The sequence below is a fragment of the Spirillospora sp. NPDC048911 genome, assembly GCF_043198015.1.
Classification (GTDB): Bacteria; Actinomycetota; Actinomycetes; order Streptosporangiales; family Streptosporangiaceae; genus Spirillospora.
Map to the genome: position 1 here is coordinate 819984 of NZ_JBICUD010000003.1, position 12299 is coordinate 832282.

11 protein-coding genes are annotated in these 12299 nt (G+C 65.4%); 5 read left to right on the forward strand and 6 right to left on the reverse strand.

Going from position 1 to position 12299, the window contains the following annotated elements:
- Positions 1-31: 31 nt before the first annotated feature.
- Positions 32-922 carry a LysR substrate-binding domain-containing protein gene (locus tag ACGFNU_RS17715; RefSeq protein WP_392594743.1) on the reverse strand — a complete coding sequence of 297 codons (891 nt, stop codon included), beginning with the start codon at positions 920-922 and terminating at the stop codon, positions 32-34.
- Positions 923-1055: 133 nt separating this feature from the next.
- Between ACGFNU_RS17715 and ACGFNU_RS17720 the strand changes: the two genes are divergently transcribed.
- The 3 genes from ACGFNU_RS17720 (at position 1056) to ACGFNU_RS17730 (ending at position 6497) form a co-directional block, all read left to right on the forward strand.
- Positions 1056-2552, forward strand: a complete 1497-nt coding sequence (locus tag ACGFNU_RS17720; RefSeq protein WP_392594745.1) for an MFS transporter — start codon at positions 1056-1058, stop codon at positions 2550-2552.
- Positions 2553-2698: 146 nt separating this feature from the next.
- Positions 2699-4582: a DNA/RNA helicase domain-containing protein gene (locus ACGFNU_RS17725; protein WP_392594747.1), complete on the forward strand. Its 1884-nt coding sequence runs from the start codon at positions 2699-2701 to the stop codon at positions 4580-4582.
- A gap of 289 nt (positions 4583-4871) precedes the next feature.
- On the forward strand, positions 4872-6497 hold the full coding sequence (locus ACGFNU_RS17730; protein ID WP_392594749.1) for a restriction endonuclease: 1626 nt from the start codon (positions 4872-4874) through the stop codon (positions 6495-6497).
- An 84-nt stretch (positions 6498-6581) separates the two neighbouring features.
- Here ACGFNU_RS17730 and ACGFNU_RS17735 read toward each other — a convergent pair whose 3' ends face one another.
- From ACGFNU_RS17735 to ACGFNU_RS17745, 3 genes are all read right to left on the reverse strand, one after another.
- Positions 6582-6713, reverse strand: coding sequence for a hypothetical protein (locus ACGFNU_RS17735; protein ID WP_392594751.1), 132 nt, complete (start codon positions 6711-6713; stop codon positions 6582-6584).
- A complete protein-coding gene (locus ACGFNU_RS17740) occupies positions 6710-6985 on the reverse strand; it encodes a hypothetical protein (RefSeq protein ID WP_392594753.1) in 276 nt (91 codons plus the stop codon). Before ACGFNU_RS17740 ends, ACGFNU_RS17735 begins: the two co-directional genes overlap by 4 nt.
- A 158-nt stretch (positions 6986-7143) precedes the next feature.
- Entirely contained in the window at positions 7144-8163 is a 1020-nt protein-coding gene (locus tag ACGFNU_RS17745; RefSeq protein WP_392594755.1) for a hypothetical protein, read from the reverse strand.
- A gap of 776 nt (positions 8164-8939) precedes the next feature.
- Between ACGFNU_RS17745 and ACGFNU_RS17750 the strand changes: the two genes are divergently transcribed.
- A complete protein-coding gene (locus ACGFNU_RS17750) occupies positions 8940-9530 on the forward strand; it encodes a hypothetical protein (protein WP_392594756.1) in 591 nt (196 codons plus the stop codon).
- An 88-nt stretch (positions 9531-9618) separates the two neighbouring features.
- Here the strand turns inward: ACGFNU_RS17750 and ACGFNU_RS17755 are convergent, their stop codons facing one another.
- Together ACGFNU_RS17755 and ACGFNU_RS17760 are read right to left on the reverse strand one after the other, a co-directional pair.
- On the reverse strand, positions 9619-9870 hold the full coding sequence (locus ACGFNU_RS17755; protein WP_392594757.1) for a DNA-binding protein: 252 nt from the start codon (positions 9868-9870) through the stop codon (positions 9619-9621).
- 59 nt (positions 9871-9929) lie between these two features.
- A complete protein-coding gene (locus ACGFNU_RS17760) occupies positions 9930-10733 on the reverse strand; it encodes a hypothetical protein (protein WP_392594758.1) in 804 nt (267 codons plus the stop codon).
- Between the two features lie 529 nt (positions 10734-11262).
- Between ACGFNU_RS17760 and ACGFNU_RS17765 the strand changes: the two genes are divergently transcribed.
- On the forward strand, positions 11263-12153 hold the full coding sequence (locus ACGFNU_RS17765; RefSeq protein WP_392594759.1) for a DUF72 domain-containing protein: 891 nt from the start codon (positions 11263-11265) through the stop codon (positions 12151-12153).
- Positions 12154-12299 lie beyond the last annotated feature (146 nt).

Sequence of the window (12299 nt, forward strand, 5' to 3'; positions counted from 1 at the left end):
CCGCCTGAGGATCAACTCGTTTTCGATCGGTTCAGGGGTTGTGCTGGGCGGCGGCGAGAGCAGCGAGAGCGCGGATGCGGGCGTTCTCGTGCGCGGTGTGCCAGAGAAGGCCGAGTTTGACGGGCGGCAGGTCGTCGATCGGGACGAACACCACGTCCGGGCGGGCCACCAGCTGCCGCATCGACGTGACGGTCACGTGCACCGCCTTGCCCCACGCGACATGGCTTAACGCCTCGCCCATGGTGTTGACCGTCCGCAGGCGCAAGGCCCGGCCCGACAGAGTGCGGCTGGGGACGAACCATGGATCGCCGGACGGACGCCGCAGCGACGGCATGTCGATCAGGACGTAGTCGGCCAGATCTTCCAGGCGGACGCTGGTGCGGTCGGCCAATGGATGCCCGGCGGCCACCATGACCACCAAGGCGTGCTCGGCCAGCTGCGGCCCCAGGGTGAGCTCGGGCGAGTCGTAGAGCAGCCAGTTGACCAGGACGTCCACCTCGCCGCGGTGCAGCGCGTCGTACGGCGTGGTGATCGGCACCTCGTGCAGGCGCACCTCGATGTCGGGGTGAGCGCGTTCGACGGCGCGTACCAGTGCGTTGAGCTCCTCACCGCCCGTGGTCACCGTGAATCCGATGCGCAGCGGCCCGGCCGCGGCTCGCGCGGACGTCCGAGCCTCCTCCATCGTCAGGGTGAACTGGTCGTGGGCCGAACGCAGGCCGTCGCGCAGCTGCCGACCAAGCGGGGTGAGCGTGACCTTACGGCTGGTGCGTTCGAACAGAACTCCGCCGACCTGCCGTTCAAGCGCCTGAATCCGCTGAGTGACCCGCGCCGGCGACACCTGCAGACGTTCGGCGGCATGCCCGAAGTGCAGTTCCTCGGCGACCGCTAAGAACGTCTCCACATCGGCCAATTCCACGCCCACACACCCAGTCTCCCCGATCGTTCAACGACACTGAATGCCCGATGAGCAAACGGCCATTGATCGCCCCCACACCACCCGACACCCTCGAAGTCCAGGCCAGGCGACACCGTCCGAGCACTGGAGAGGGACGTTCATGGACCTTCATTTCCGATCGCAGGTCCGGTTGTCGGAACCGGCCGGCCGCTGGCTTCTCCTGATCACGGCGGTCGGTTCAGGATTGGTGTTGCTCGAATCGACCGTCGTCAACATCGCCTTGCCCGCACTGCAAACTGATCTGGACGCGTCGATGTCCGAGTTGCAGTGGACGGTGAACGCGTTCACCCTCACGCTCTCCGCACTCATCCTGCTGGGCGGCAGCCTGGGTGACCGATTCGGGCGCCGGCGCATCTACCTCATCGGCGTCATCTGGTTCGGTCTGGCGTCCCTGCTCTGCGGCCTCGCACCGAACGTCGGCGTATTGATCGTCGCCCGCGCCCTCCAGGGGGTCGGAGGCGCGCTCATCGTCCCGGGCTCGCTCGCCCTGATCCAAGACTCCTTCCACCCCGACGACCGCAACCGGGCGGTCGGCTGGTGGGCGGGAATCAGCGGCGTGGCCGGCGCGGCCGGCCCGCTACTAGGCGGCGGCCTGGTCGACGCGGCCGGTTGGCGCTGGGTATTCCTCGTCAACATCCCGCTGGCCGCGCTCCTCTGCGCACTCCTGCTAATCCACGTGGCAGAGAGCCGCCGCTTCGAGCCGACGCGCCAGTTCGACGTATGGGGTGCCGTGCTGGCCGCCGTTGCACTAGCCGGACTGACTTACGCCCTCATCGGAGGCAAGTGGACGATGGCAGCCGGGCTGGCCGGCCTCGTCGCCTCCATAACGTTCCTACTGGTCGAACAACGCAGCCCAGCACCAATGCTTCCACTGCGCCTCTTCACCTCACGACAATTCAGCACCGCGAACATCGTGAGCTTCCTTGTCTACGGCGCCCTAGCCGGCATGTTCTTCTTCCTGCCGATCCAACTCCAGGTCACCGCCGGATTCTCAGCCTGGACGGCAGGCCTGGCGATGGTGCCCCTAACCGCCCTCACCCTGTTCCTGTCGCCGTACGGCGGCGAGCTCACCACCCGCCTGGGCGTCCGCAGCGTCCTCGTATCCGGATCGCTGATCTGCGTAGTCGCCCTACTCCTAGCGACTCGAATCGGCCCCGACGCGTCCTACCTCAACCACGTACTCCCCGTAGTAGCCCTCACCGGAATCGGCATCCCCCTCATCACCCCCGCTGTCACCACGGCCGTCCTCAGTGCCGTCGACGACCGCAGCGCCGGGATCGCGAGCGCAGTGAACAACGGCGCCGCCAGAGCAGCAGGCCTGATTGTCGTAGCAGCACTCCCCCTGCTGGTAGGTCTCCCGCACGGCACCGAGATGAATCCAGCAGACCTCAACCACGGATACGACCTCGCCATGGCGATCTGCGCCGCCCTCTTCCTGACCGGCGCCCTGGTCGCCTGGCTAGGCCTGCCCAACCCCACCGCACAACCCGTCCGCCTGCTAAGCCGCCGACACGCCTCACACACCTGCCCACAACTAGAACCACCCCAGCCGAGCTGGGAGAACACCCGGCACGAAGACCCGATAGTCGAGGCTTGACTGCCAACGTGACCCGAAATGTCGTTGATCGTCGATAGTCTTTCGCCCTAACCGAGATGCGGACCGCCGGACTTCCACCGATCTCCTGATCACGGACACGTCCCCAATACCGCACGAGATCTTCGTGCTGCCTGGGGGTAGGTCCCGTGACGGTCTTCCGTCGCACCGCGCAAGCTCTGCTGTCTCCGCTCGAACAGCAGCTCAGCGTCGTCCTGGCCGAACATCTGAAGATGGCCGCGAACCTCAACGTGTCCGACTCGGAGAAGCGGGCCTGGGACCGGAGTCTCCCCGTCCTCGCCCACGACCTCATAGAGGCTGGGCTGGGTCAGGTCGAGATGCTCGTCGAGTATCAACTCCCCCTGACGAGCAAGCGCGCCGACGTCATCCTCGCCGGAGTGGACCGTCGCACCGGCGGCGACGCCTACGTGGTGGTCGAGCTCAAACAATGGAGCCACGCCGAAGTCTGGGAGGACGACCAGCGCCGCGTCCTCGTCCAGAACATGACGGGCAGGCCCAAGCTGCACCCGTCCCTTCAGGCCAAGGGTTACAGCGAATACATCCTTGATTTCCTCGCGGTGCTGGCCGACCATCCCGACGCGCTCCACGCCGTCGCCTACCTCCACAACGCGGCACGCAACGACGTCGCCGACCTCTACGACGTGGTCGAGGACAACCGCACACGCCTCTTCACCCAGACCACCCGCGGCGCGTTCGTCGATTACCTCCGCGACCGCTTCGCCCCCGCGCCTGGCGCGCCAGCCGCGGATCGCCTCCTCGCCAGCGAGGTGAAGCCGTCCAAGCAACTCCTCAAGCTCGCCGCCGAAGAGATCAGAAACCGCGAACAATTTACTCTCCTGGCCGAGCAGCGCCTCGCGTACGAAATGGTTCTGCACGCCGTCGACAAGGCCAAGCACCAAGACCTCAAGACCGTTGTCGTCATCACCGGTGGCCCAGGCAGCGGTAAAAGCGTCATCGCCCTCTCCCTCCTGGGCGAGCTCTCCCGCCAGGGCTATTCAGTACTTCACGCCACCGGCTCCAAATCGTTCACCCAGACCATGCGGCGCTACGTGGCCAAGGGCTCCTCCAAGACCAAGGCCATGTTCAAGTACTTCAACAACTTCATGGAGGCCGAGAAGAACGGCCTCGACGTCCTCATCTGCGACGAGGCGCACCGCATCCGCGAGGTCTCGGCGAACCGTTACACCTCCGCCCGCCTGCGCACCGGCCGCCCCCAGGTCGACGAACTCATCGACGCGGCCCGCGTACCGGTCTTCCTCCTGGACGAGCACCAAGTGGTACGCCCCGGGGAGATGGGCACCGTCGACCAGATCCGAGACCAGGCCGAATCGAAGGGCCTCACCGTCCACCATGTCTCCCTGGACGAGCAATTCCGCTGCGGTGGAAGCCGCAAATACGAAGAGTGGGTCTTGGCCCTTCTCGGCCTAGATGGCGGCGTCCCCACCCCATGGGAAGGCGACGACCATTTCGACGTCACCCTTGCCGACTCCCCGTACGACCTGGAAGCCCAACTCAAGACGCAACAATCCCAGGGCTACTCCGCCCGCATGACCGCCGGCTTCTGCTGGCCCTGGAGCGACCCCCAGAAGAACCACCTAGACCAGCCCAGCACCCTGATCTCGGACGTCGTCATCGGCGAATGGGCCCGCCCTTGGAATGTCAAAGGCGACCGCTCGATCGGCGACGCCCCACCGAGCGACCTCTGGGCGACCCATGAAGGCGGCTTCGGCCAGGTCGGCTGCGTCTACACCGCGCAAGGCTTCGAGTACGACTGGAACGGCGTCATCCTGGGCCCCGACCTCATCTACCGCGACGGCCGCCTGATCACCGTCCGCGCCGCGAGCAAAGACCCGGCCCTCCGCCCCAAGACGGTCACAGACGCCCAGGCCAACCGCCTGATCCGCAACACCTACAAGGTCCTTCTGACGAGAGGCATGGCCGGCACCATCCTCTACTCCACCGACCCCGAAACCCAGACCCACCTAACAAACCTCCTCCGCCCCGACCGCTGACTCACCCGTCGGAATTCTGGGCCGACTCAAGAACGCCACCCTTGGGATGTGGTGGTGGCGGCCATGGACTGGTTCGTCGACCAGATACGGACTGACCGGGCACCGAGCTGATCGGCCCCGGCAGCCTCAGAGCCCAGCGCCGCTGGTGCAGCCGGGCATCTCCGAACACGCTCGGCGACGTCCCACCATGGGTCTCTTTGAGTGACCATTGAGTGCGTTGTCACCGTTGACACCCTGAGTTACCGTCGCTTCGGGGCTGAGTCATACCGAACGATCGGCGGGAATCGTCATGGCGCGTGGATCGGGTGGATACGGATCATATCGAGAGTACGAGGCCGCCCGGCGGGCCGAGGCACGCGCGAAAGAACAGGCGAAACGCCAACGCGAACAGGAGCGCAAGGCCGAGGAGCGGGATCGGCTCCAGAAAGAGGCCGCAGCGCGCGACCAGCAAGCCGCCAAGAAGAGCCGCGAACTCGAAGAGCAGATGCGGGAACTCGAAACCCTGCTGATCTCCTCGCTCGACCGGGATCCGCACATCTCGCTGGCTCACCTGCGCCATGAGGCGCGGACTCCCCCGCTGGATCTGGGGCGTCTCGACCGACCGAACCCCGAACCGGCATGGGACGACTTCGAGCCCGATCCTCCACGCGGCCTGAACAAACTGTTCGGCGGCGCGCAGCGCTATGACGAGGCGCTGCGGTTCGCCGAGCAGCAATTCGATCTCGCGCGTCGCGAACACCAGCGGAAGGAAGCGCAGAGGCAGAAGCAGCTCATCGACGCCAGGCGCTCATACGAACGCAAGCTGGCCGACGCCAGGCACGAGGCCGAGCGGCACAACCGTCGCATCGACGCGCTGGCGACAGGGCTCGGCGAGGCGGATCGCCATGCCGTCAGCGAATACATGGACATGGTGCTTCAGCGTTCGCCATATCCCAGAGGTTTTCCCAACGAGCGCAAAGCCGGTTATGTGCCCGAATCTTCTTTGCTTGCGGTCGAATGGTTCCTGCCGCCGGTGGAGATAGTGCCCGCAGCCAAGGCGTTCCGCCATGTCAAGACGCGCAAGGTCGTGGAGCCGACCGCCCGTCCATTGGCCGAGATTCGCCAGACGTACCAGAAGGTCATCGCCCAGATCGCGCTGCGCACCCTGCACGAGGTCTTCAAGGCCGACCGCGACCAGCTCATCACCACGATCGTCTTCAACGGGCGGGTGCATGCCGTCGATCCGGTCACCGGCCAGAGAGTCCAGCCTCACCTGGTGACGCTGCGAGCCACCCGCGAGCAGTTCGCGAAACTCGTCCTCCATGAGCCACGATTCAATCCCGTGGAGTGCATCCGGAAGCACTTCTTCGCCGATGTCTCGCCTCATCCGGACGAGCTGACGCCGGTGGAGCCGGTCATGCCGTTCGACATGGCCGATCCCCGTGCCGTGGATCCCGTCGACGTCATCTCAGGGATCGACAAACGACCAAATCTCCTCGACCTCAAGCCCAAGGAATTCGAGGCGTTCGTCCAGAACCTCTTCGCCAAGATGGGCTTCGACACGCAGCTTTTCCAGGCGAGCGGGGACGGCGGGGTCGACTGCGTCGCCTTTGACCCTCATCCGATCACCGGAGGCAAGTTCATCATCCAGGCCAAGCTCTACACCAAGACGGTGGAGCCGACGCACGTGCGCGACCTTTGGGGAACGGTGCAACACGAGGGCGCGACCAAGGGGATCATGATCACCACCTCGGGCTACGGCCCGGACAGTTTCAAGTTCGCCAACGGGAAGCCGCTCAATCTGATCGACGGGCATGGGCTCCTTGCGATCTGCCACCAGCACGACATCCCGGCCCGGATCCTCGGAGCCAAGAAGAAACGTGCTTCACGCCGGCAGCCCGGAACCGCCACGGGTAACTCGTCTGGTGAGCTCTGAGCCCGCGCACAGATCACCGTCGGCCCTACGGCTCATCAACTGATCGTCCGTGGTGGGCACGGGTGAAGCTGAGTGGGTTCGCTGTTAAGGCGGCCTGTGCTTGGGCTGGTCGATGAGGGTGTCCTTGCGTTCGACCAGGCCGTCCTCGTCTTCAATGACCCACTCCGCGCTCGCGTCAGGAAACCCCGCCGCGGCGCGCTGGGCACCGAACATCATCCCCTCGTCCTCGTCCTCGTCCTCGCCCTCGTCCTCGTCCTCGCCCTCGTCCTCGATCTCGAACGCTCGACGGCCACGGGGCAGCGGTCAGGCCAGCCAGGGAAGGTTGCGGGGAATCCCGCATACTGGGCCACCTGTTCCACCGACGGCGGCGTCTCCTCCCAGTCCGCGTCGAGCGTGGGCGGCGCCTCGCCGTGGACGATCGTCACCCGGACGCCAGGCAGCCACCGTTCGAGCAGCCGCGCCGCGGCCGACAGGGGGTCGTCCAGCATCGCTCGTCCTCACCAAGATCACAGACAGGGATCACGCGGATGCCTCAACCCAGCTCACATGCTCAGCCGCCGACATCACCTTCTGGGGTGCGGCTCTTCTTTGGGGTCGTGGAGCTGGGCGGTTGAGTTGCCGAGTTCGACGTTGGTGAGCTTGGCAATCAGCCCTCGCAGGCTTCGGTGAGGTACCAGGCGCGGTCGTCGTCGAGTTGCATCCAGAGCCGATGGTCTCGTCCGGTGACTCGATGAAGGCGCGTCGGCTGCGATCCGTCAGGAAGGGTCAGGACTCGTCTCTCGGCCATGTCGACGACGCCGTCGGCCCGGTCACAGCGGACGATGGTGACGCCGTCGAAATCGGTGTCCTGGTAGGAGTTGATGAAGACGACCTCGTCGTCTGTGACCGCCAGCCCGCGCGCTCCGCGAACCGAGTTGCGATTGATGGTCCGGACGCCGGTGTCATCGATGGTGACGAGCGGAAAGTTCGTGTAGGGGCAGGCCCAGGCCCGGTCGGCTCCGACATTCAGCGCGTAGCAGTCCATCCAGCTCAGCTTGACCGGGTCGTCGCCGGCGCTCCAGGCGGGCATGCCGTTCACCGACCAGCGGATCAGGCCAGGGAGTCGAATCTTGGTCCTCTTTCCGCGGTACTGCGGACGATGTCGTACGTGGGCCGGGGCCGGTGTCCAGACGGACGACTCGTCGAAGTAGCCGATCCAGATGTTCTCCCTTTGATCCGTCTGGAGCACTTCGATGGCGTCACCAACGTGAAAGGCCGAGGTGGGTGACCCATCGGCGTCGAAAATGGTTGCGTTCAATGGCAGGAGCAGCTCTGTTTCGTCGAGATAAACCATCTCCCAGGGGCTGACGTCTTCGGGCATGCTCGGAAGCCCACACCGGCTGTTCACCAGGATCAGGCCGTCGGCGAACGCGTCGATTTTGGGCCACCGGTAGTCGAGGTTCTTGAGCTCGATCTCCTGATGACCGGAGTCTTCGACGATGACGGCGATCGCCTCGTAGGGCAGCCGTACCTTCGCCGCCGTCCGAGCCGGCCTGGCGAATCCGACTTCCGGCGATGCCAGCAGGGCGATCATCCTGCCTTGCGCGTCGATGGTCGTGGTCACGACATCGAGATGGCCGTAGCGCTCGGGGAGCGTCCTCCATCGATGGACCTGTGTCTCGTGCACGATCGGCTCCTGGGTTGTTCCTATCGGCTCCATGACATGCGGTGCCAGGGATGTTCGGGGCGGCGAAGGGGTCGTTCAATGCTCTGAGTCGGATGAGGTCGTCCACCGGGTCGAATCGCGCTCGGAGGGAACGGCGGGTCGCTGATGGCGCTGCGCGCGTCGAATGGGCCGCGCCCATGGCAGACAGGGATTTGAGAGGACGTGGGCCGGGGCAATTGGTACGGAAGGGACGCCCAGATCATGAACGCCGAGAAGGCGGCCACGGGCCAAAGATGAGTATGTTCTGACCGACGATCTTGAGCGGTATGCCATCGGTGACGAGGGGCTTCCTTCGTTGCCGACGGCCGGTCGCCGCTCGGAGGGGACGCCTACGCGGCATTGCCCTTTCGGCTGATCAGCATCAGCTGATGATGGGGGCATCGGAACAATGAGTCAATCGGTTAACGGAGCGGCTCTGTCGGTTCGATCATTGAGTGCCGCCAACATCAAGCCCCGCGAGCAGTGTGGGCGAGACCCAGAAGGTGGGCCTCCGGCTTCGCTGGGCTTCGGGCGAACGGCGGTGCGGCCGACTACGCCGACGCGGCCATCCCGGCGAACGTCCGCCGCGCCCGAGGCCTCAGACGAGCGACGGCATTCGGGTCGTCGGCGTCACGCTCGTCCCGGGCTTCCGCGAACTGATGATCAGGAAACGAAGGGGCTGCTCTGATCGTTTGTCGCTACGATGGCCGACCTCGGCGAACGAAAGGCACGTTTTGATTATCTTCGGGCTCCAGGTCGTGTACTTCACCCTGAGCAAGGGCGTCTTCCATTGCCCCGACTGCGGCGGTGACCGGGAGTACCGGCGTCGGCAGGGCCGCAACTTCTTCAGTCTGTTCTTCATTCCGGTGATCCCGCTCAACAAGACCGGTGGCGAGTTCGTCCAGTGCGGCACCTGCAAGGGCCGCTGGAACATGGCGGTTCTGGAGGCGCCGACCACCGCCCAGCTCGCCTCGATGCCCGCCCTGCTCATGCGGCTGGCCTCCGCCCAGGCGCTGCGCTCGGGTGACGTCACCCACCCGGGAGCCCGCGACCACGCCGTCGCCGTCGTCCGCCGGGCCGGTGACCACGCCTATGACCACGCGGCGCTGGACTACGACCTGTCCCGCCCGTTCGACCAGATCCGCGTCGAGATCGCGAACGCCGCCGGAGCGCTGGCGCCCGAGGCCCGCGAGAACATCCTCGGCGCCGCCGCCGAGATCGCCTTCGCCGACGGCCCGCTCAGCGCCTCGGAAGAGGAGACCCTCGCCGTGATCGGCGCCGATCTCGGTCTCACCCGCGTCCAGGTCACCGGCGTCCTCTCGCTCGCCCGGCAATCGACGGGCAACTGAGCCGGACGTCTTCATCGGCCTTGCGCCAGCCGGTGGCCACGTCACGGCATGATCGTGACGTGGCCACCGGCTGGATGTGGCGCCGTGGTCAGGCGATGCGGGTGGCGAAGTCAGAACCCGCTTCAACGTCCTCGTCGAAAACGGGGAGGCTTTCGATGGAAAGTGCCTTCATCAGGGCGATCGTGGAGACCTTGTAACGCCATCCCAGTCTCATGACCGGGCATGGGAACGCCTCGTTGTGCACGAGTTTGTAGGCCGTGTTCAGGCTGACCCCGACGGCTCTCCCTGCGGTTGCCAGATCGACGACCGTCGGGAGCTGGAAGAGCTCGGGAAAGGTCACGGGTCTGACATGTCCGCGGCGCTCGCGTCGCCGGCCCTCACCATTCGTGAATTGGCTGATCACGCGGCGCCGTCCGTTCGGCTGGAGCGCCGCATCTGCACTGCCCGGTGTCTCTCGGTGCCTGTCACACGCGGAGACGGGGGTGCGAGCGCAGCGTCGTTGTCGATGAGCAGGTAGCCGGCCAAGCGGCCCTCGGCGCGGGCGCGGCGTCGGTGACAGGCCTGATATCGCAGGCCCATTCTTTCGGCGACCGCGCCGAGGCGTTCTCCCTCGAGGCGGGTGCGGTTGATGAGGTCGGCTTCGCCCGTTGACAGTACGCCCTCATGTACGGCGCCGGCGAGCGGGTGAGTTTCGTGGTCTTGGTGAGCCCGCCTGGCGGTGAACAGGGTCAGTTCGTCGCTGGGAATCTCCTGAAGCATGTGCGTACGCGCCTTGCAGCCGTGGCGGTACGCCGCCCACCAAAGGTGTGAACCGAGCCGCGGGCGAGTCGCGTCCGCCTTGTGGAGCGCCTCCAGGAATCCCGCGACAGTCTCTGCTTCGATTTCCTTGGCATCGGCGATCAGGCCTCTGGAAAGCTTGCTGACGATTCCGCGGAATCCAGGAAGCATCATCCAGAGCGCTGCGAGCTGCCACTGCCCCTCATGGCTTTGCGCACGCATCACCAATGCCGTCCACACGGCGTCTCGGAAGGCAGGCTCGGATGCCCCGTCCAGCATGAGGGTGCGCGCCGTTCCCAGCCGCACCGGCTCTGCCGACCGTCCCCGAACCGGCTCACCTTCGAGAAGAATTGCCGACTCCAGGGATGCTTCCTTGAAGTGCGCCTCGATCGCGTCGAGCAGTCGTTCTGAACGCAAGCAGGACAACGCCTGCCCCCTTTCCTCAGGCGGGCATCCAACGCCACAGAGGTAAGCGGCTCTGTTTGGACGGTCCCGCGAACTTCTACACAGAGAATCAAGGGACTTGGGGCAGAATTTAACGGGCAGGCGAACGATATGACCTGTAATTGCCATCGAGGCCGGGCCGGTCACACCATCAAGCAAGGCGATCATGTCGTTCTAAGTGACTAGTTCGAGGGAGGAATTTCCTTGTATTTCTCTCAATTCCATAATGCCCGACATACGGCGATCAATCCGGCCACCGGCCGGAGCTTGACACCTGGGACAAGCCGACGACCATCCCGGGCGCTGCCCCCCGTCTACCAACCGGGCTTGGTCGGAGTCGCCACGTGCGGCTCACGGACGCGGCGACGGCACCTTGCCCCGTTGTGCGGGACCGGCGCGAGTTCAGCGTCAGGATCCACCGGGCGTCACCTGGTCTCCGGGTTGCTCGTTCACCACACAAAATTTCTGACCGGGGCCAGGGGAACACTAGAGAGTTTCTAGACTTTCCGGCATGGGTCAGATCCTGGTCGGCACCGCGTCCTGGACCGATAAGACATTGCTGGAGTCGGGGTGGTATCCGCCCACGGCGAAGAGCGCCGAGGATCGGCTGCGGTTCTACGCCACGCAGTTTCCGCTGGTCGAAGTGGACGCGACGTACTACGCGCCGCCTGCGGAGCAGACCGCGTGTCTTTGGCGCGACCGGACTCCCGACGGCTTCACGTTCAACGTCAAGGCATTCTCGCTGCTCACGCAGCACCCCACGAAGGTCAACGCGCTCTACAAGGACCTGCGCGGGCTGGTGCCGGCCAAGCAGTCGGTCTATCTGAAGGACGTGCCCGATCACGTTGTCGAGGAAGTGTGGGAACGGTTCTTGAGCGCGCTGTGGCCGCTGTATGAGGCGGGCAAACTGGGAGCGGTGCTGTTCCAGTTTCCGCGCTGGTTCCCGTACGGCGAACGGAACCGTGCCTACATCCTTGACGTGAAGGAGCGTTGTGCGCCCGTACGGATCTGCGTGGAGTTCCGCCATCACAGCTGGCTGAACGAGGAGAACCAGGCCGCGACTCTGGATTTCCTGGCTCGGCATGACCTGCCGTATGTGGCTGTGGACATGCCACAGGGACACTCCTCATCAGTGCCGCCGGTGCTGGCGGCCACGTCCGATCTGGCGGTCGTCCGTTTCCACGGCCATAGCGCCCGATGGGACAGCCGCAACATCTACGACAAGTTCGCCTACCTCTACAGCGAGGACGAGTTGCAGGCATGGGCGCGCCGTCTCAGTGAGCTGGCCGGGGACGCCGCGACGACGCACGTGGTCTTCAACAACTGCTGCGCCGACCACTCCCAGCGCAACGCGGCGCGGATGGCCACGCTGCTGAACGGCGCTCCCCCACCAGGGGCCTGACCCTCTGCGGGACGGCTGCTCGCGGGAGCGCCCCTGGGTGTTGCCGTGGGCGCGCCACTGCTGTTGCTGGGCGCACCCCTTGCTGCTGTTGCTGGGCGCGAACCTCGGTGCTGTCGTGTGCGCCCCGGGCTCCCCGGACGTGGCGA

What these genes read in the sequence shown, in the direction of transcription:
- ACGFNU_RS17720 (WP_392594745.1), top strand. Translation starts at nt 1,056, where the DNA reads ATGGACCTTCATTTCCGATCGCAGGTCCGGTTGTCGGAACCGGCCGGC.
- ACGFNU_RS17730 (WP_392594749.1), top strand. Translation starts at nt 4,872, where the DNA reads ATGGCGCGTGGATCGGGTGGATACGGATCATATCGAGAGTACGAGGCC.
- ACGFNU_RS17735 (WP_392594751.1), bottom strand. Translation starts at nt 6,713, where the DNA reads ATGATGTTCGGTGCCCAGCGCGCCGCGGCGGGGTTTCCTGACGCGAGC.
- ACGFNU_RS17740 (WP_392594753.1), bottom strand. Translation starts at nt 6,985, where the DNA reads ATGCTGGACGACCCCCTGTCGGCCGCGGCGCGGCTGCTCGAACGGTGG.
- ACGFNU_RS17765 (WP_392594759.1), top strand. Translation starts at nt 11,263, where the DNA reads ATGGGTCAGATCCTGGTCGGCACCGCGTCCTGGACCGATAAGACATTG.